Below are 20,011 nucleotides of genomic sequence, written 5' to 3'. Positions count from 1 at the left end.
TACCGCTCCAGATCGGGCCATGGGAGTTGAGGCCGCCCTAACCGGGTGTGAGATTCCCCCCGTTACTCGTGGGTTGGAACTTTTGCCGGGTCGGTTCGTTCTTTGCGCGCGGCCCCTTCCACTCGACGCGACTTCCTGCCATGGTCATTCAGAACATGAACTCGGAGGTGGCGATGGCGTCGACCGACGCAGGGGTGACTGGGCCCACCAGGGCGCGTATCGAAGAGAAGACACTGCGCGAGGACAGATGGTGGCTCGCCCCGCTGGCCACGTTCATCGTGTTCACCGCGTTCGTCATCTACGCCACCTGGCGGGCGTTCATGGGCTCCGACTACTACGCCTCGCCGTACCTCTCGCCGTTCTACTCTCCCTGCCTGGGTGACTGCGTCGACGGTGCGTCCGACTTCGGCCAGCCGTTCCGGGCGTTCCCGCTCTCGGCCGCCCTGATCATCCTGATCTTCCCGCTCGGCTTCCGGATGACCTGCTACTACTACCGCAAGGCCTACTACCGGGCGTTCTGGCTCTCGCCGCCCGCGTGCGCCGTCGCCGAGCCGCACAAGTCCTACTCCGGCGAGACCCGGCTGCCGCTGATCCTCAACAACCTGCACCGTTGGTTCTGGTACGCCGCCATGGTGGTCGCCGTCGTCCTCACCTACGACACGGTGCTCGCGTTCCGCAACGAGGACCACGAGTGGGGCCACATGGGCCTCGGCACCCTGCTGATGATCGTGAACGTCGCGCTGATCTGGCTCTACACCCTGTCGTGCCACTCGTGCCGCCACGCGGTCGGCGGCCGGTTGAGACATTTCTCGAAGCATCCGGTGCGCTACAAGCTGTGGACCTGGGTGTCCCGGTTGAACGGCAGTCACGCGAAGTTCGCGTGGTACTCCCTCTTCTCGGTCGCGCTGGTGGACCTCTACGTCTACCTGCTGGCGACCGGGACGATCGACGACGTGAGGTTCTTCTGATGGGCTCGGCACACGAGGGAACGCGGCACCCGATGACCGGCAACGAGATGTCGGGCAGTTCCCGAGGGGGGATGGAGCACCACACCTTCGACGTGGTGGTGCTCGGCGCGGGCGGCGCCGGGCTGCGGGCGGCCATCGCGGCCCACGACGCCGGCGCCAGGGTGGCGATCGTGTGCAAGTCGCTGCTCGGCAAGGCCCACACCGTGATGGCCGAGGGCGGCATCGCCGCGTCGATGGGCAACGTCTACCCCGACGACAACTGGCAGGTGCACTTCCGCGACACCATGCGCGGCGGCAAGATGCTCAACAACTGGCGGATGGCCCAGCTGCACGCGCAGGAGGCACCCGAGCGGGTGATGGAGCTCGAGGACTGGGGCGCACTCTTCGACCGCACCGACGACGGGCTGATCTCCCAGCGCGACTTCGGCGGCCACAAGTACGCGCGCCTGGCGCACGTCGGGGACCGCACCGGCCTCGAGATGATCCGCACCCTCCAGCAGCGAGCGGTGGCCCTCGGCATCGAGGTGTTCATGGAGTGCACCGTCACCGACATCCTCAAGGACGGCGACCGGGTCGCCGGGGCCTTCGGCTACTGGCGCGAGACCGGCCGCTTCGTCACCTTCGAGGCACCCAGCGTGGTCCTCGCGACCGGGGGCATCGGCAAGTCGTTCAAGGTCACCTCGAACTCCTGGGAGTACACCGGCGACGGCCACGCCCTGGCGCTGCGGGCCGGCGCCAGCCTGATCAACATGGAGTTCGTGCAGTTCCACCCGACCGGCATGGTCTGGCCGCCGTCGGTGAAGGGCCTGCTGGTCACCGAGTCGGTCCGCGGCGACGGCGGCATCCTCAAGAACTCCGAGGGCACCCGCTTCATGTTCGACTACATCCCCGAGTTCTTCAGGGCGGAGACGGCCGACACGATCGAGGAGGCCGATCGCTGGTACGACGACAAGAAGAACAACCGGCGCCCACCCGAGCTCCTGCCACGCGACGAGGTGGCCCGCGCGATCAACTCCGAGATCAAGGCCGGCCGCGGCACCCCGCACGGTGGCATCTACCTCGACATCGCGTCGCGGCGCAGCCCTGAGTTCATCCGCCGCCGGCTCCCGTCGATGTACCACCAGTTCAAGGAGCTGGCCGACGTCGACATCACGGCAGAGCCGATGGAGATCGGGCCCACCTGCCACTACGTGATGGGCGGTGTGGAGGTCGACGCCGACACCGAGCTGAGCGCCGTCACCGGCCTGTACGCCGTGGGCGAGTGCTCCGGTGGCATGCACGGGTCGAACCGGCTCGGCGGCAACTCGCTCTCCGACCTGCTGGTCTTCGGCCGGCGCGCCGGCGAGAGCGCTGCGGCGTACGCCGTCTCGACGGCCAGCGCACCACCCGCGATCGACCCGGTCGACGTGAAGGCCGCGGAGGCCAGCGCCCTGGCGCCGTTCGACGTCGCCGCCGACGCCCAGGGAGGCGGGGAGAACCCCTACACCATCCAGCACGACCTGCAGCAGTCGATGAACGACCTCGTCGGCATCATCCGCACCGCCGAGGAGCTGAGCGCCTCGCTCGGCGCGATCGAGGAGTTCAAGCAGCGGGCCAGCCGGATGGTCGTCGAAGGACACCGCCAGTACAACCCTGGCTGGCACCTCTCGCTCGACCTGCGCAACATGCTGCTGGTCAGCGAGTCCATCGCCAAGGCGGCCCTGGCAAGGGAGGAGTCCCGCGGCGGACACACCCGCGACGACTTTCCCGGACCCGACCCCGTGTGGGGCACGAAGAACCTGGTGGTGACGCTCGACGCCGACGGTTCCGGGGTCGACCTGCACGAGAAGCCGTTGCCGGAGATGCCCGCAGAGCTGCGGACGTTCTTCGAGGAGCCGCCAGCTGCCGGGGAGCCCAAAGCTCCGTCGGTCGAACCTGTCGAGACCCCCGAGGAAGGGAAGCAGTCATGAGCTACGACCTCAAGATGCGCGTGTGGCGCGGCGACAGCGGCGGCGGCGACCTCGGGGACTACACGGTCTCCGTCGAGACCGGCGAGGTCGTGCTCGACGCGATCCACCGGCTGCAGGCGACCCAGGCCGGCGACCTCGCCGTCCGGTGGAACTGCAAGGCCGGCAAGTGCGGGTCCTGCAGCGCCGAGATCAACGGCCGCCCCCGGCTGATGTGCATGACCCGGCTCTCCGACTTCGACGAGTCCGAGACGATCACGGTCACCCCGATGCGGGCGTTCCCGGTGATCCGCGACCTGGTCACCGACGTCTCGTTCAACTACGAGAAGGCCCGCGAGCTGCCCGGCGTCGAGCTCGGCCCGCGCGACGCAGACAACAAGCGCCGCATGATGCAGGTCGACGTCGAGCGCGGCCAGGAGTTCCGCAAGTGCATCGAGTGCTTCCTGTGCCAGGACACCTGCCACGTCATTCGTGACCACGAGGACAACAAGCAGGCCTTCGCCGGGCCGCGGTTCTTCCTCCGGTACGCCGAGCTCGACATGCACCCGCTCGACACCCACGACCGGCGGGCCCTCGCCCAGGAGGCGGCCGGCATCGGCATGTGCAACATCACCAAGTGCTGCACCGAGGTCTGCCCCGAGGGCATCAAGATCACCGACAACGCGATCATCCCGATGAAGGAGCGCGTCGTCGACCGCAAGTTCGACCCGCTGGTGTGGCTGGGCGACAAGATCGGCCTCCGCAACAAGGACAACGACGGCCGCGTCGAGCCCTGAGGGGTTGGGTCTCGATACGCTCGCTGACGCTCGCTACTCGACCACCGAAACCCACTTCGTTGGTCGAGTGCCGGCGAGGAACGAGCCGGTGTGTCCGGCTCCCGGACCTGGGGCAGCCAGCCGGGCTCCGCGGCCGTCGTACGGCGACTGTCCTGATCAGCATTTCCCTCTAGCCGGGCTCAACAGGCTCGGAGTCGACCGGGCCTGACACGGTCAGCGCGGCGATCGCCGTGGTCGCGGGCACGGCCAGCACGAGACCGATTGCCGAGGCCAGGGTGCGGACCACCTCGGCGGCGATGCTCTCGTCGTACAACGTGTCCATCAGCGGCCGGTCGTAGAGCGAGAGCAGCATCAGCACCGCCAGCGCCGTGCCGGCGTAGGCGAACACGATCGTGTAGATCGTGGAGGCGATGTGGTCGCGGCCGATCCGCATGCCGCTGGTGAACAGCTGCGTCCGCGTCATGCCGGGTGCCGCGGCCCGCAGCTCCCACACCGCGGACGACTGCGTGATCGTCACGTCGTTGAGCACGCCGAGGCCGGCGATGATCACGGCGCAGGTCAGCAGCCCCTGGAAGTTCAAGTCCGGTGCGTTGAGCATGAGGTATGCGTTCGTCTCGTCGGCGACGCCGCTCAGCCGGGCCGCATCGACGCCCCACAGGCCGAGCAGCGTGATGATCGCGATGCCGCTCAACGTGCCGGCCAGGGCGGTGCTGGTGCGGATCGACACCCCGTGGGTCAGGTAGAGGACGACGAACATGATCGCGCTCGAGCCGACCAGCGCGACCCCGATCCCGGAACCGCCTTCGAGCAGTGCGGGCAGCATGAACTTGGCGACCACGAACCCGGCGAAGACCAGGCCGAGCAGGGCCATCACTCCGCGCAGCCTGGCCACGATCGCGACCACGAGCACGAAGGCCAGCGCCATCGCGCCCAGCGGGAAGTTGCGCTCGGCACCGACCCAGCCGTACGTCGGTTCGGCACCCTCCCTCGGGGTCTTGGCCAGCTTGACCTTGTCGCCCTTCTCGAGGCCGGACTTCGCGACGTACGGCGGCACCTGGATCACGACGTCGGCGCCGTCGACCGAGGCGGTCAGCTCGTTGCAGTGCTCGGGGAACGACTCGTTCTCGCCGGGTGGCAACGAGGGGTCGGCCACGATGACGGGGCACGGGTCGCTGACCGAGACCACCGTCGCCTGCGGGAACGTGGTGCCGGCCGCGGAGTACTGCACGGCCTCGGGGCGGTCGCCGTCCCCGGGCCACAGGGCGAAGAGCCCGGCCACGGTGCCCAGGGCCACGAGTCCGAGCAGGCCCAGGAGCAGCAGCCGGGGGAGCACCCCCACCGCGACGTCCGGCACCGGGCCACCGTGCGAGTGCCCGTGCCCGTGTCCGGGTCCGGAGCTGCGTTTCGAGTGAGAGCTGTGTGCACCGGCCATGGCTGAATCCTGCCCGAGTGCAGGTCAGGCGACGCGGACGCCCCTCCCACGCCCGTTGGTCGAGGAGGTCGCGCGGCGACCGTCTCGAGACCACCCGTACTGCTCGGCCAGCAGCTCGTCGACCGCGTCGACCCAGCTGCGCTGCACCGCGAGCTCGCGGCCACGGGCTCCCAGCAGGCCGCGTCGGGTGTCGGCGGCGAGGCTGGCGACGGCCTCACGGAATCCGGTGGCGGAGGTGGGGTCGTGGAACAGGCCGGTCTCGAGGTGGCGCAGCACGTCGAGGGCGCCACCGGAACGAGGGGCGACGAGCGGTACGCCGGACGCGGCCGCCTCGCGCAACGCGTGGGAACAGGTCTCGAACTCCCCGGGGTGCACCAGCACGTCGAGGGAAGCCATTGCGGTGACCAGGTCGCCGGGCTCGACGGCGCCGGTGAACTTCGCGTCGGGCAGGTGGGTCTCCAGCCAGTGGCGTTGCGGTCCGTCGCCGATGACGACCAGCCGGATCCCGGGCAGGGAGGCCAGCTCGGCCAGTCGGCGTACGCCGTGGCGCTTGTGCAGGCTGCCGACGTACCCGACGACCACCCGGGGGACCGGCTCGACCGTGCGGCGCGACCAGCGGTCGTGCAGGTAGGAGTCGCGCAGGGTGGGACTCCACGCGGCCACGTCGACGCCCGGCGCCCACACCGGGGCCTCGACGCCGAGCACGCCGAGGCGGGCGCGCATCCACTCGCAGGTCACGACCACCTGGTCGGCGCGGGCGTGGACGGTACGCAGCCAGTGCTCCGCGGTGAGGGCCGGCACCGGCGACTGCTGCACGACGATGGTCGGCCGGTCCTGGAGCTGGGCGTGCTTGAGCGCCTTGCGGCCGAGGATGCCCGGGGAGGCCCCGTGCACCAGGTCGGGGCCGAAGCCGGCGAGCGCGGCGGCCACCTGGCGACCGGGCTTGTCGAGGGGGCGGATCCGGGCCACCGGCGACGAGCGGTAGGTGGCCAGCCCGGGGCCGGGCGCGATGATCTGAACCTGGTGACCGAGGTCGACCAGCCGGTCCACCACCTGCTTGGTGGTGCGCGTCGTGCCGTCCACGGCGGGGTAGAACGACTCGGTGACGATGGAGATCCGCTGAGGTTCCATGGGTCGATCGTGACCGGTCCTGGACAACGCGACGCGAACACGGGGTGGCCTGCGGACGTCGGCCAGGTACCCGAGGGCAGTTACTGTCCAGTTGATGGGAGATCTCACATCGAGTGGCCGTCAGGCTGTGGGTTCCCTATTGTGCGGACCATGACATCTGGCCCTGATCCGGACCGCCTCGCCCTGGCTGGTCCCGAGGACCAGCACTCCGCCGCGGACTGGGAGAAGAGCACCGCGGCCGTGCTGCGCAAGACCCGCAAGCTTGCCGACGACGCCCCCGACGCCGCCGTCTGGGAGAAGCTCGCGCGGCGGACCCTCGACGGCATCTCGGTCGCACCGATCGGCACCCTCGACTCGGTCGCCGGCCTCGCCCCGACCGGCGTACCCGGCGCGGCTCCCTTCACCCGCGGCCGCCTGGCCGCACGGCCCGAGATCGGCTGGGACATCCGCCCCTACCTCTTCGGTCTGGACGCGAAGGCCCTGAACGAGGCGGCGCTGGTCGACCTGGAGAACGGCTCGACGTCCCTGTGGCTCGAGGTCGGTACGACGCTCGCGCCGGCGGACCTCGAGGCCGCACTGGAGGGCGTGTTCATCGACCTGGCCCCCGTGGTGCTCGACGCCGCCGAGGACCCGTTCGCCGCCGCGGAGGCGCTGGCCGCGCTCTACGCCGACCGCGGCGTCACCCCGGCCGAGGGCACGAACCTGGCCGCCGACCCGATCGCCGCGCAGGTGCGCGGTGAAGGCGCCATCTCGCTCGACGTGCTCGACCTGGTGGCCGCCAAGGCCGAGGAGATCGGTGCCCTGGGCGTCGTCGTCGACGCGACCGCCGTGCACGACCTCGGTGCCTCCGACGCGCAGGAGCTGGCCTACAGCCTCGCCGTCGGCGCGACCTACCTCCGCCACCTGACCGCGAACGGCCGCTCGGTGGCCGATGCGCTGCGCCTGGTGGAGTTCCGCTATGCGGCCACCGACGAGCAGTTCCCGACCATCGCGAAGTTCCGGGCGGCTCGCCGCCTCTGGTCGCGCGTGGCGGAGCTGAGCGGCCTGGCCCCCGCCGACCAAGGCGACGGCCAGCGCCAGCACGCCGTCACCTCGCGCCCGATGATGAGCAAGTACGACCCGTGGGTGAACATGCTGCGCACCACGGTGGCCTCGTTCGCCGCCGGTGTCGGTGGCGCGGACGCCGTGACGGTGCTGCCGTTCGACTCCGCCCTCGGCATCCCCGACGCGTTCGGTCGCCGGATCGCCCGCAACACCGGGTCACTGCTGATCTCCGAGTCCCACGTCGCCAAGGTCGTCGACCCGGCCGGTGGCTCCTACGCCGTCGAGAAGCTGACCGACGACCTGGCCGAGGCGGCCTGGGCGGAGTTCGGCCGCATCGAGGAGGCGGGCGGAATCCTGGCCGCGCTCGAGGACGGCTCGTTCCAGTCGCGGATCGACGCGGTGGTGGCCGAGCGTGACGACCAGATCGCCCACCGCACCCGCCCGTTGACCGGCATCAGCGAGTTTCCGAACCTCGGCGAGGCCCTGCCCGAGCGTCCGGGGCACCCGGCCATGGACGCCGTACGCCGCTACGGTGCGCCGTTCGAGGCCCTGCGCGACGAGCCCGCCGCGACTCCGGTCTTCCTGGCCACGATGGGCAGCGTCGCCTCGCACACCGCCCGCGCCACGTTCGCCAGCAACCTGTTCGCCGCGGGTGGCATCAGTGTGGTCGTGGCCGGTGCCACCGACGGCGTCGACGCCGTGCTCGCGGCGTACGACGGCCAGCCGGTGGTCTGCCTGGCCGGCGCCGACCCGACGTACGCCGAGTGGGGTGCCGACCTGGTCGCCAAGTTGCGCGAGGCCGGTGCGCGTCACGTGGTGCTGGCCGGCAAGGCCGGCGACAAGACCGTTTCCCCAGACCTGGTTGACGATTCGGCCGCGGTCGGTGTGGACGCACTCACCTTCCTGAACACCACGAGGGAGCACCTCGCATGAGCACCGTCCCGAAGAGCTTCGCTGGCCTGCCGCTGGTTGAGGAGGTTGCGCAGCAACCGTCTCGAGACCAACGGACCGAGAGCGCCGCCGAGCCCTGGCAGAGCCCCGAGGGCATCCCGGTGCTGCCGGTCTACGGCCCCGAGCACCTCGAGGGCCTCGACGCCCTCGACACGTGGCCCGGCCTGAGCCCGTTCCTGCGCGGGCCCTACCCGACGATGTACACCACCCAGCCGTGGACGGTCCGCCAGTACGCCGGCTTCTCGACCGCCGAGGAGTCCAACGCGTTCTACCGCCGCAACCTCGCGGCCGGGCAGAAGGGCCTCAGCGTCGCGTTCGACCTGGCCACGCACCGCGGCTACGACTCCGACCACCCGCGGGTGCGCGGCGACGTCGGCATGGCCGGTGTGGCGATCGACTCGATCTACGACACCCGCACCCTCTTCGACGGCATCCCGCTCGACACGATGTCGGTGTCGATGACCATGAACGGTGCCGTGCTGCCCGTGCTGGCGCTCTACATCGCCGCCGCCGAGGAGCAGGGGGTGAAGCCGGAACAGCTCGCGGGGACCATCCAGAACGACATCCTCAAGGAGTTCATGGTCCGCAACACCTACATCTACCCGCCGGCGCCGTCGATGCGGATCATCTCCGACATCTTCAGCTACACCTCGGCGAAGATGCCGCGCTTCAACTCGATCTCCATCTCCGGCTACCACATCCAGGAAGCCGGGGCGACGAACGACCTCGAGCTCGCCTACACGCTGGCCGACGGTGTGGAATACATCCGCGCGGGCCTCGAGACCGGTATGACGATCGACCAGTTCGCGCCGCGGCTCAGCTTCTTCTGGGCGATCGGCACGAACTTCTTCATGGAGGTCGCGAAGATGCGTGCCGCGCGTGCCCTGTGGGCCCGCCTGGTGCGCCAGTTCGACCCGGCCAACCCGAAGTCGCTGAGCCTGCGCACGCACTCGCAGACCTCCGGCTGGTCGCTGACCGCACAGGACGTCTTCAACAACGTGCAGCGCACCGCGATCGAGGCGATGGCCGCGACCCAGGGCCACACCCAGTCGCTGCACACCAACGCCCTCGACGAGGCGATCGCGCTGCCGACCGACTTCTCGGCCCGCATCGCCCGCAACACCCAGCTGCTGCTGCAGCAGGAGTCGCGGACCACCGAGATCATCGACCCGTGGGCCGGTTCCTACTACGTCGAGCGGCTCACGCACGACCTTGCCGAGCGCGCCTGGAAGCACATCCAGGAGGCCGAGAAGGCCGGTGGCATGGCGGCCGCGATCGAGCAGGGCATCCCGAAGATGCGCATCGAGGAGGCGGCGGCCCGCACCCAGGCCCGCATCGACTCGGGCGCGCAGAAGCTGATCGGGGTCAACACCTACCGGCTCGCCGCCGAGGACCAGCTCGACGTCCTCAGGGTCGACAACGACGACGTCTACAAGCAGCAGATCGCCAAGCTCGAGCGGCTCCGTGCCGAGCGCAACGACGACGACGTACGCCGTTCGCTGGAGGCCCTGACGAACTCGGCCGAGCGGGGTGCCAGCAAGGGCTCGCTCGACGGCAACCTGCTCGCCCTGGCCGTTGACGCGGCTCGTGCGAAGGCCACCGTGGGCGAGATCTCCGAGGCTCTCGAGAAGGTCTACGGCCGGCACCAGGCCGTGATCCGTACGATCAGCGGTGTGTACAGGTCCGAAGCCTCCGAGGGCGGCAACTCCGCGGTCGACGCGGTCGTCGCCGCGACCGAGAAGTTCGAGGAGGACGAGGGCCGTCGCCCCCGCATCCTCGTCGCGAAGATGGGCCAGGATGGCCACGACCGCGGGCAGAAGGTCGTGGTCACCGCCTTCGCCGACATGGGGTTCGACGTCGACGTGGGCCCGCTGTTCTCCACGCCCGAGGAGGTCGCGCAGCAGGCCGTGGACGCCGACGTGCACATCGTCGGTGTGTCCTCGCTCGCCGCGGGCCACCTCACGCTGCTGCCTGCCCTCAAGCAGGCACTGGCGGACCTCGGGCGTCCCGACATCATGATCGTCATCGGCGGGGTCATCCCGCCCGACGACGTGGAGACCCTCAAGGAGATGGGCGCGGCCGCCGTGTTCCTCCCCGGCACGGTCATCGCGGAGTCCGCGATCGACCTGCTGGAGAAGCTCTCCCACTGATGTCTCGCCGGCAGGTCGACGTACCCGCGCTCGTCGCAGGCGTCCGTGAGGGGCAGCGTGCCGCGGTGTCGCGGGCGATCACCCTGGTCGAGTCGTCGCGCCCCGACCACCGGGTGGCCGCGCGCGAGCTGCTCGCCGAGCTGACCCCCGACTCCGGTGGCGCAGTGCGGGTCGGCATCTCTGGCGTGCCCGGCGTCGGCAAGTCGACCTTCATCGAGGCGCTCGGCATGACCCTGGTCGAGGCCGGGAGCAAGGTCGGCGTCCTCGCCGTGGACCCGTCGTCGGTGCGCACCGGCGGCTCGGTGCTCGGCGACAAGACCCGGATGGCGCGGCTCTCGGCCAGCCCCGGCGCCTACATCCGTCCGTCGCCGTCGGCGGGCACCCTCGGTGGCGTGGCCCGCGCGACGACGCAGGCGATGATCATCCTCGAGGCGGCTGGACACGACGTCGTGCTCGTCGAGACCGTCGGTGTCGGCCAGTCCGAGGTGACCGTGGCCGGCATGGTCGACACCTTCCTGTTCCTCACCCTGGCCCGCACCGGCGACCAGCTGCAGGGCATCAAGAAGGGCATCCTCGAGATCGCGGACGTCATCGCGGTCAACAAGGCCGACGACGCGGGCGGTCACAACGCGGGGGAGAGCGAGGCCCGGGTCGCGGCCCGCGAGCTGGCCGGCGCGATGCGCCTGGTGCAGGGCAAGGGGGAGTGGGCGCCTCCGGTGGTGACCTGCTCCGGCCTGACGAACATCGGCGTCGACGACGTCTGGCAGCGCATCCTCGACCACCGCGAGCACCTCGGCGAGAAGGGCCTGGCCCGCAAGCGTGCCGACCAGCAGCTCGACTTCACCTGGGCACTGGTGCGCGATGAGCTCGCCGAGCGCCTGCGACGCTCACCGGGTGTGGCCGCCGTGCGCGACGACGTACGCACCGCGGTGCTGGCCGGCGACATGGCCGCGCCCGAGGCCGCCGACCGCATCCTCGCCGCGTACGACGAACACTGACCCGTCGCCAGTTCCGATCGACCCGTCGCCAGTTTCGGTCGACCTGTCGCCAGTTTCGGTCGACCCGTCGTGAGTTTCGATCGACCCGTCGCGAATGTTCCCTGTTCGGGATGAACTGGCGACGGGTCGACTTGAACTGGCGACGGATCGACTTGAACTGGCGACAGGTCAACTGCCGTTGTCGACGTCGGTCAGGTCGAGGTACTGGGCGTTGGTGTTGCCGGCGATGACCGCCGAGCTGTCGCTCAGGATCTCCAGGACGCTTCGCCAGGACCGCTGGAAGTTTCCCGCGTCGTCGGAGATCTCCGGGCGGAACTCCCCGGCGCCGGACGAGATCTCCTCCTGCAGCGCGCGCAGGTCGAGCGCGGCGCCGTTCAGTGACTGGCTGGTCGAGCTGAACCGGGTGCGCACCACCCGTGCCGCCTCTTCGGTCATGCGTGTCGCCATCGTTGCCTCCTCGGTCAGAGATGCCAGTTGCCCGGGTTGAGCTTGCTCTTGCTGATGCTCTCGCCCACGTCCTCCAGGGCTTCACGACCGTCGTCGAGCGCCTCTCGTCCGCCTTCGATCACGTTGCGACCTCCCTCGACCACGTGGTCCACGGTGGTGAGGGTCCCGACGGTCAGCTCGGCGATCGTCTCGATCACCTCGTCCTTCGCCTTCTCCGTGGTGAGGTGGAGGGCCGTCCTGAGAATGGCCGGCGTGGACTTGACGAGGGTGATGGTCTTCTTGACGCCGTCGACCGCGGTGTAGATGACGTCAGCGGTGTCGAGGAGGCCCTCCATGCCAGGGAGAACGTTCACGGCGAGCTCGCTCAGCTTGGTCAGGCCACTGTCGGTGACGTTGCCCAGGATGTCGGCGAGATGCTCGTTGGCACCGTCGGGCACGTTCAGGTTGAACGTGAACGGCCCGCCGAAGGGGCCGGGTCCGGGGAGCGGGATGGTGATCGGAATGCTGAGGTCGTCGAGCTGGTCGAAGTCACCGACCTTGTCGCGCACGATGTCGCCGACCAGGTCTCCCGTCTTGTCGGCGAACCCGGCGTCGATGAGCGCCTGCTCGAGCTCCTGCTCGGTGAGGTGCTCGCCGAGCTGCGAGTCGCTCATCGCCGTCCGGATCAGGTCGGTCAGCTCCGGGATGTCATCGAAGCCGGGCTTCGTGCCGCCCTCGACGATGTTCTGCAGCCTGGTCTCGAGGTGCGACACGAAGCGCTCGAGGTTCTCGTTGGGGACCTCGGCCTGGAGCTCGTCGACCAGGGCGCGGAGGTTCTCGTTGTAGGGGCCGGCCAGTCCGTCCTCGTCGAGCGGGTTGCCGCCCTCGACCAGGAAGTTGCCCGGGCCGTTGTAACCGTCGGGGCGCACCGTCCAGCCCTGGAGCACCCCGGCGATGTTGATCAGGGACTGCGTCTTCCTGTTGGTGTACTGCGAGTGACCGGTCACGTCCTCCGGACCCGACCAGTCCGTGTCCAGCCGGATGATGCCTTCCATGTCGACCGGGTCCGTGCCGTGGCCGGCAGTGATGGAGACCGGGTCGCCGGGGGCACGGAGGGCGTAGATCGGGATGTCGTCGGGGATGCCGAGGTCGTCCCTGGTATTGATGTTCTCGCCGAGCCCGGGGGAGCCGAAGAGCACGACCCGGTCGGGGCGCATCCCCGCCTGGAGCGCCTTCGAGGTGACCAGGGTGCCGTAGCTGTGGGCCATGATCGAGAGTTCCGACCCCTCGGCCCGGACCAGCCCGTCGGTGAAGCTCTTCAGGTTCGCCCCACCGATCTCGGCCTTCTCGGTCGACGAAGCGTCCTTGAACTCGGGAGTGTCGTAGCCCAGCCAGGCGATGGTGGCGCTGTCGGGGGCCATCTCGTGGGTGTTGATCGCCTTGTCGAGCGTGGCGTCGAAGTTGTCGATCCGGTTCGTGATGCCGGGAACCACTGTGCCGACGTACTTGGCCTTGTCCAGGTTGCCCATCACCGCAGCCAGCCTGCCGTCGTCGGTGACCTTGTCGCCGTCGTACGTCGGTGGCACGAAGACCAGCGTCTGATAGGGCCGCTGCACCTTGGCGCCGGTGTCCGGGTCGACGTAGTCGGCCTTGCCCGAGAGGAGCTCCTCGAGCATGTCGATGCGGCCGTTGAGACGGGTGTACTCGGCCCACCCGTCATCGTCCTTGCCGGGTGGCGGGTCCCAGTACTTGGCGAGCTGCTCCTTCTCGGCCTCGATCCCGGCGGTCAGGTTGACCCGGTTTGCGGCGTAGCGCGCCTGGTTGGGAATTCCGTCGAGGTTGCCGACGCGCTCGGCGTCGAGGATGGCCAGGAGGGACAGGTCGGTGGGGTCGAGGCCCGAGGCCCACTTGGTGATTGCCTCGGAGCGGGCCTTGTCGTCGAGCCCCTCCAGCTCGGCGAGCTTGTCGTCCAGCGCCGCCACCAGCTCCTTGCCGTGCTCCTTGTCGAAGTCGGCGGGGACTTCGAGGCCATGGGTCTTGAGGGCGTTTCGCCACTCCTCCTCCTCGGCCACCGCGTCGTAGTGACCGTCGGTGAGGGGCAGGTCGGTGAGAAGCGCTTCCTTCGCCTGCGCGCGCCACTGGGTGAGGGACAGGACCCTGCCCCGGTTGGAGATCGGGCCGTTCGGATCCAGCGCCGGCGCCTTCACGAGGAGATTCTCGCGGAACTCCCGGGCAGCATCGCGGGTGTCGCGTCGGAGGTCGGCCTGCAGGTCCTCGAACTCCGTGGTCAGCCTGGCCTGTGCCGCCGACATGGCCGACGCGGCGGCCCGGGTCTGTCCGCCGTTGATCTTCCGGATGCGGACCTCGTCGGCGATGTCGATCTCACCGGACCTGGTTGCCTCCTTGACCGCCTTGGCCTGGTCCGAGCTGGCCTGGGCGAGTGCCGCCTTGTGGTCGGCGACGGTCTCCGCCCATCGCCTGTTCAGCGAGGGGAGCTGCTCGAGGGCGTCGTCGTAGAGGGTGGCCAGGTGGTTGGCGGCCCGCATGGCGCTCTTCACCTTGGGCCTCGCGCTGGTGAGCGTCTCGCCGAGCGTGGTCATCTCGGACTTCACCTTGCTGGCCGGTGGGCCGGTCCACTGGTCGCCGATCTGGTCGGGTGTGGCGACCACCTTGGGTGCCCGCTCGTCGAGCATGGTCACGATCCGCTTCAGGCGTCGACCAGCGGCCCGGAGAGACTCCGGGTCGACGTCGAGGCTGAAGTGGTCGGTCATCGGGTCACTGGTCGGGGTCGTCCAGGCACGCGGTCTCGCCGCCGGCCTCGAGAAGCCCGTTCTTGCGCAGCGTCAGACCGGCGGTGAAGGCATCTCCGCTGAAGGACAGCTGATCGCCGACTGCGGTCGAGTCGGGTCCGGCGACCTCGAGACCGCGGCCGGTGAGCGTCGTGCGTGCCGACTCCATGACCGTGGCCGGATCGGCGGCAGAGGCCGTGGCCGAGTAGCTGAACTTGATCTTGTTCCGCTCGTTGCCGCCCGGACCTCCGCAGGGCACGGGGCGGCCCTGCTCGCCCTTCTCGATGGTGCCGGGCTGGGCGACCTCGTTCAGGAGGTCGAGGCTGACCTTCTCGAGTGCCGCGTAGGCCTCATCGGGTGTCATGTCGGATTCCTTCCCGGAGGGCGAGTCGTCGTCCGTGCCGCAACCGGAGAGGACGAGGGTCAACGAAACAAGGACCAAGCTGGCTCTGCGAATCATCTGGGCACCCTACGTCGCGCGGATCGGTCCTGAGCTCAGCGTCTTCCCCGGCCTTGCACATCGAAACGTCTGTCGTGCGAATGTGACGCGTGACGGCATACTGACCGCCAGGCATCCTCGGGGAAGGTGGGTACGACGTGCGGCTGACGCTCACGCTGCTGGACGGGCGCAACGGCCGCGCTGTCAACGCTGTCGTCGACAGTGACGCCGAGGCGCCCGTGGGAGCCCTGCTACCTCCGCTCCTGGACCTCCTCGGTGAGCAGGTGCATCCGGACTTCGCGAAGCGAATCCCCTTGTGGGTCGACGGCCAGCGGGTCGACCCGGCCACCCCGACGGGGGAGGCCGGTGTCCACGCCGGATCGGTGGTCGCGCTGTTCGAACCGGCTGACCGGATCACCCGGGCGGTCCCCTCCGGGGTGGCGGAGCTGCGCGTGGTGGCCGGGCCGGGGGCCGGGCGCATTCACCGACTGCCACTCGGCCACACCACCATCGGCTGCGGTTCGCCGGAGTGGTCGCTGCCCGACGTACGCCTGCCACCTGCCGCGCTCCGCGTCGACGCCACCCCTGACGGGTCGGTGACGGTCGAGGTCGCAGACGGTGTCGTCGCCTCGCTCGAGGAGGTCGAGATCACCGAGGCCACCGCGTGGCCCGAGGGTGGGCATCTCCTGATCGGCGACACCGTGCTGGCCCGGGCACCGCTCGGCTCGGGCCGCGCCGACGTGGCGATGAACGCCGCCGAGGCCCTGATCGAGTTCAACCGCCCACCCCGGATCATGCCGCCGCCGCGGGAGCGGGCCTTCCACATGCCGACGAGGCCGGAGGAGCCGCGCGGGCGTCCGCTGCCGTGGGTCATGGTGCTGGCGCCGGCCGTGATGGCCGTGCCGATGGCCCTGCTCCTCGACAACATGCGCTACCTGCTCTTCGGCCTGATGTCGCCGCTGCTCGCGCTGGCGAACTTCATCAGCGACAAGGTCTACAACCGCAAGGAGTATCGCCAGAAGGTCGTCGAGTACGACGCCACAGTCGTGGCGCTGGAGAAGCGGATCGCGGCAGCCCGGGTGCTCGAACGCACGGAGAAGCGCTTCGAGCTTCCCGACCCCGCAGACTGGATCAGCCAGGCGATCGGTCCGGGCCCTCGGTTGTGGGAGCGGCGACCCGACGATGGCGACCACCTCCGGCTGCGGCTCGGGCTGACCGAGATGGCTCCCGAGCTGACCGTGGAGCAGCACCACGACAAGAGCGAGGAGGCCCCGGAGCTGCCGCCGCTCGTGGCCGTGCCCACCTGGTTGGGGCTCGCCCAGCTGGGCGTCATCGGTGTGGCCGGCAACCCCGAGGCCGCCGTACCTCTCGCGTCCTGGCTGATCGCCCAGGTCGCCCTGCTGCACAGCCCTCGCGACGTCAGGCTCGTGGTGATCAGCGACCATGCCGGCGAGGAGAAGTGGGACTGGGTGCGCTGGCTCCCGCACGCCCGCGACGAGGCCGACGGGGTGAGTGCGGCGGTCGGGACCCGGCAGGAGTCGGTCGGCAGGCGGCTCAACGAGATCCTCGCCGTGATCGAGCAACGTGAGGCGAGCGGCGCCGCGAAGAGCAAGGATCGGGTCGGACCCGATTACGTCGTCTTCCTCGACGGCGCGCGCCGACTCCGCGCCCTGCCGGCCGTCGTCGAGCTGCTCCGCCGAGGCCCCCTCGTCGGCGTCCGGGTGATCTGCCTTGATGCGGAGGCCCGCCAGCTCCCGGCCGAGTGCAAGGCCGTGGCCGTGATCGAGACCGACGGCCTGCGGATCCATGAGACGACCGCCGAGGACACCTTGGGCGTCGTACCCGACCTCGTCGAGCCGACGTGGTGCGAGACGGTGGCCCGCTGCCTGGCTCCGCTGCGCGACACCACGCCCCAGGAGGACTCGGCCGGCCTGCCCTCGTCGGCGCGGCTCCTCGAACAGATCGACCTCGACCCGCCGACCCCGCAGGGCATCGCGCTCCGCTGGGCCGGCAGCCCGACCACCGACGTGGTGGTCGGTGCCGGGTACGACGGACCGTTCCGCCTCGACCTGCGACGCGACGGCCCCCACGCGCTGGTGGCCGGTACGACGGGCTCCGGAAAGTCCGAGCTGCTGCAGACACTGGTCGCCTCGCTCGCCGTGGCCAACCGGCCGGACGACCTCACCTTCGTGCTCGTCGACTACAAGGGCGGGTCGGCGTTCAAGGACTGTGCCCGGCTCCCGCACACCGTGGGCATGGTGACCGACCTCGACACGCACCTCGTGGGTCGGGCGCTGGTCTCGCTCGGTGCCGAGCTGCATCGCCGGGAGCACCTGCTCGCCGGCCCGGGCGCCAAGGACCTCGAGGACTACTGGGCCCTGCGCGGCAAGCAACCGGACCTGCCGCCCATCCCGCGGCTGGTCCTGGTGATCGACGAGTTCGCCAGCATGGTCGCCGAGCTGCCGGACTTCGTGAACGGCCTGGTCTCGATCGCCCAGCGAGGTCGCTCGCTCGGCATCCACCTGGTGCTCGCCACCCAACGACCCAGTGGCGTGGTGTCCGCGGACATCAAGGCCAACACCAACCTGCGCATCTCGCTGCGGGTCACCGACGCTGGCGACAGTGAGGACGTCATCGACTCCTCGGACGCGGCGATGATCGGCAAGCACCAGCCGGGTCGCGCCTACGTGCGCAGTGGGGCCTCCACGCTGATGCCGTTCCAGAGCGGTCGTGTCGGCGGCCGCAGCCCGGACGCGACGGCACAGGAGCAACCGGAGTTCGTCGAGCCCCTGGCGTGGGCGGTCGACTGGGACCACCTCGGCCTGCCGCTGCCGGCACGTCCCACGGACAAGTCCGTGGAGACCGACGAGGCCGACACCGACCTCTCGGCGCTGGTCGACGCAGTGGGCAGCCTGACCGACCGGATGGCGATCCCGCCGGCCCACCGCCCGTGGCTCGACGCGCTCCCCGACCTGATCACCCTGGGCGACCTGCCGTCCCTGCCGGAGGAGGAGCGCGACCCGCGACTGCCTCCTCCGGCGGCCTGGGGGCTGATCGACCTCCCGGCCGAGCAGGCGCAGCGCCCGGCGGTGTTCCAGCTCGGGCGCAACGGCAGCCTCTACGTCCTCGGCGGCCCGCGCAGCGGACGGTCCACGGCGTTGCGCACCTTCGCCGGGGCACTCGCCGACGCGGTGCCGGTGGCCGACCTGAGCATCTACGGACTCGACTGCGGAAACGGCGCGCTGCTCGGCCTGCAGGCGCTGCCCCACACCGGCGCGGTGGTCAGCCGGACCCAGACCAGCCGGGCCGGGCGCCTGATCGACAGGCTCACCGCCCTGGTCGACGAACGACAGGCGCTGATGGGACGCGTCGGGGTCTCGGACCTGGCCGAGCTGCGCGAAGGCATGCCGCAGGACGAGCGGCCGCCGTACGTCGTCTTCCTGCTCGACCGCTGGGACGGCTTCATGGCGACCCTGGGGGAGGTCGACGGAGGCCGGATGGCGGAGCAGGTGCAGAACCTGCTCCGCGACGGACCCTCGGTCGGCGTCACCGTCGTGGTCTCCGGCGACCGGACCCTGGTCAGCGGCCGGATGGGGCCGCTGGTGGAGGACAAGCTGGTGCTCCGGCTGGCCGACAGGGACGAGTTCAGCTCCGCCGGCATCCAGGCCAAGCAGGTGCCGGAGAACATGCCGGACGGTCGCGCGCTCACCCCGGACCCGGTCGTCGAACGCCAGATCGCGTTGCTCTCTGCGGAGGTCAGCGGCGCCGGACAGAACGCGGCACTGCGAGAGATCGCGCTGCGCAACGAGGCACGTGATGCCGACGTACCCGCGGCACAGAGGCCCTTCCAGCTGCGGGAGCTGCCCGACCTGGCCGCTCACGACGGCGACACGGAAGAGCTGCTGCGTGATGCGGCCGCGTCGGTCCGTGACGGCCTCCTGCCGTTCGGCATCGGAGGCGACGAGCTTGCCCTGGTCAGCCTTGACCTGTCCGGTGCCGGGACGGCGGTGATCGCCGGACCCTCGAAGTCGGGGAAGACCGCGGCACTGAGGTTCGTGGCGGCCGCGGCCCGGGCAGCGGGCGTGCCGGTGAAGGGAGTCCTCGGCGTCGGCAACGCTCTCGCGGACGAGCTCGGCGAGGAGGCGCTGGTCGACCACCACACGATGAGCGTGGAAGAGATCGACACCTGGATCGCGGCACTGCCCGCCGGGGGAGTGCTGCTGGTCGACGACGGCGACATGATGCGCAGCGGCAACGTCGGCGAGGCCCTCGATGACGTCGTGTCCCTGGCCAGGGCCAGGAACTGGCGGATCGTCGTGGCCGGCGACGTCAACGACCTCGGGAGCGGCTACAGCGGTTGGGTGTACGACGCCCGCAAGTCGCGGCAGGGCCTGTTGCTGTCGCCCCAGAGCGCAAGTGACGCGGACATCTACGACGCCCGCATGGCGCGCAGCCTGGTGATGTCGAAGACACATCCCGGCCGGGGAGTGGTGCTGGACTCCGGTGGCAACGCGACCGTGGTCCAGGTGCCGTTCCGCGCCTAGCGCCGTGGCCTGAGCGAATGGGTCGCCGTGCTCCGAGCGAGAGCGTCAGCCGAAATGTCGAACGGGGCGGCACCCACCGGGTGCCGCCCCATTCCGGCTTGTTCGATCAGGAGTAGTGCTGGTCGAAGTTGTCGGCGTCGTTGGCGTAGTTGTTCAGCCACTTGGCGAAGTCAGGGCCGACGTGGAGCAGCTTCTCGAGCCCGTCACTCCACATCTTCCACTGCTCGTCGAACTTGCGGGACGCCTTCGGCGTGCTCCAGCTCCCTCCGCCCGTCAGGTCCGTTGCCGCCTTGTCCAGGGTCTTCTTGCTCGTCTCCAGGTCGGCAACCATCTTCGTGATGGTGCTGGCCGTCAACCGAATCTCTTCGGGATCGATCCGGTGGTCTCCTGCAGCCATGATGGCTCCTTAGTCCGAGG

Annotated in this window: 13 protein-coding genes; 7 read left to right on the top strand and 6 right to left on the bottom strand. The window is 69.9% G+C overall.

Going from position 1 to position 20,011, the window contains the following annotated elements; all coding sequences use genetic code 11:
* Positions 1-140 precede the first annotated feature (140 nt).
* The 3 genes from ASH02_RS17885 to ASH02_RS17875 are packed head-to-tail and all read left to right on the top strand — an operon-like array spanning position 141 to position 3,690.
* Complete coding sequence (locus ASH02_RS17885; RefSeq protein WP_235530185.1) at positions 141-968, top strand: hypothetical protein; 828 nt, start codon at positions 141-143, stop codon at positions 966-968.
* Positions 968-2,917 carry a fumarate reductase/succinate dehydrogenase flavoprotein subunit gene (locus tag ASH02_RS17880; RefSeq protein ID WP_235532526.1) on the top strand — a complete coding sequence of 650 codons (1,950 nt, stop codon included), beginning with the start codon at positions 968-970 and terminating at the stop codon, positions 2,915-2,917. The genes ASH02_RS17885 and ASH02_RS17880 overlap by 1 nt, the downstream gene beginning before the upstream one ends.
* Positions 2,914-3,690 (top strand): succinate dehydrogenase/fumarate reductase iron-sulfur subunit, encoded by a 777-nt coding sequence (locus ASH02_RS17875; RefSeq protein WP_056678840.1) that lies wholly within the window; start codon positions 2,914-2,916, stop codon positions 3,688-3,690. Before ASH02_RS17880 ends, ASH02_RS17875 begins: the two co-directional genes overlap by 4 nt.
* Positions 3,691-3,859: 169 nt before the next feature.
* On the opposite strand, the gene ASH02_RS17870 is transcribed toward ASH02_RS17875, so the two are convergent.
* On the bottom strand, positions 3,860-5,044 hold the full coding sequence (locus ASH02_RS17870; protein ID WP_235530187.1) for a YibE/F family protein: 1,185 nt from the start codon (positions 5,042-5,044) through the stop codon (positions 3,860-3,862).
* Between the two features lie 102 nt (positions 5,045-5,146).
* Positions 5,147-6,253 carry a glycosyltransferase gene (locus ASH02_RS17865; protein ID WP_082563610.1) on the bottom strand — a complete coding sequence of 369 codons (1,107 nt, stop codon included), beginning with the start codon at positions 6,251-6,253 and terminating at the stop codon, positions 5,147-5,149.
* A 150-nt stretch (positions 6,254-6,403) separates the two neighbouring features.
* Here ASH02_RS17865 and ASH02_RS17860 point away from each other — a divergent pair, with 150 nt between their 5' ends.
* From ASH02_RS17860 to meaB, 3 genes are read left to right on the top strand one after another with little or no spacing between them, the layout of a single operon-like run.
* Positions 6,404-8,230, top strand: coding sequence for a methylmalonyl-CoA mutase subunit beta (locus ASH02_RS17860; RefSeq protein ID WP_056678837.1), 1,827 nt, complete (start codon positions 6,404-6,406; stop codon positions 8,228-8,230).
* The gene (gene scpA, locus ASH02_RS17855; protein WP_082563609.1) at positions 8,227-10,398 is read left to right on the top strand and encodes a methylmalonyl-CoA mutase; all 2,172 of its coding nucleotides are present in this window, start codon (positions 8,227-8,229) and stop codon (positions 10,396-10,398) included. The genes ASH02_RS17860 and scpA overlap by 4 nt, the downstream gene beginning before the upstream one ends.
* A complete protein-coding gene (gene meaB / locus ASH02_RS17850) occupies positions 10,398-11,396 on the top strand; it encodes a methylmalonyl Co-A mutase-associated GTPase MeaB (RefSeq protein WP_056678834.1) in 999 nt (332 codons plus the stop codon). The genes scpA and meaB overlap by 1 nt, the downstream gene beginning before the upstream one ends.
* A gap of 168 nt (positions 11,397-11,564) precedes the next feature.
* Here meaB and ASH02_RS17845 read toward each other — a convergent pair whose 3' ends face one another.
* The 3 genes from ASH02_RS17845 to ASH02_RS17835 are packed head-to-tail and all read right to left on the bottom strand — an operon-like array spanning position 11,565 to position 14,975.
* On the bottom strand, positions 11,565-11,843 hold the full coding sequence (locus ASH02_RS17845; protein WP_056678831.1) for a hypothetical protein: 279 nt from the start codon (positions 11,841-11,843) through the stop codon (positions 11,565-11,567).
* 14 nt (positions 11,844-11,857) lie between these two features.
* Complete coding sequence (locus tag ASH02_RS17840) at positions 11,858-14,593, bottom strand: alpha/beta hydrolase (RefSeq protein WP_056678828.1); 2,736 nt, start codon at positions 14,591-14,593, stop codon at positions 11,858-11,860.
* Between the two features lie 4 nt (positions 14,594-14,597).
* Positions 14,598-14,975, bottom strand: a complete 378-nt coding sequence (locus tag ASH02_RS17835) for a hypothetical protein (protein WP_156388830.1) — start codon at positions 14,973-14,975, stop codon at positions 14,598-14,600.
* Positions 14,976-15,208: 233 nt separating this feature from the next.
* On the opposite strand from ASH02_RS17835, the gene ASH02_RS17830 reads away from it, so the two are divergent.
* The gene (locus ASH02_RS17830) at positions 15,209-19,594 is read left to right on the top strand and encodes an FtsK/SpoIIIE domain-containing protein (RefSeq protein ID WP_056678821.1); all 4,386 of its coding nucleotides are present in this window, start codon (positions 15,209-15,211) and stop codon (positions 19,592-19,594) included.
* Between the two features lie 106 nt (positions 19,595-19,700).
* On the opposite strand, the gene ASH02_RS17825 is transcribed toward ASH02_RS17830, so the two are convergent.
* The gene (locus ASH02_RS17825) at positions 19,701-19,991 is read right to left on the bottom strand and encodes a WXG100 family type VII secretion target (protein ID WP_056678818.1); all 291 of its coding nucleotides are present in this window, start codon (positions 19,989-19,991) and stop codon (positions 19,701-19,703) included.
* Positions 19,992-20,011: the final 20 nt, after the last annotated feature.

The sequence above is a fragment of the Nocardioides sp. Soil796 genome, from assembly GCF_001429525.1.
Taxonomy (GTDB): Bacteria; Actinomycetota; Actinomycetes; order Propionibacteriales; family Nocardioidaceae; genus Nocardioides.
This window is presented reverse-complemented; position numbering and strand designations above follow the sequence as displayed.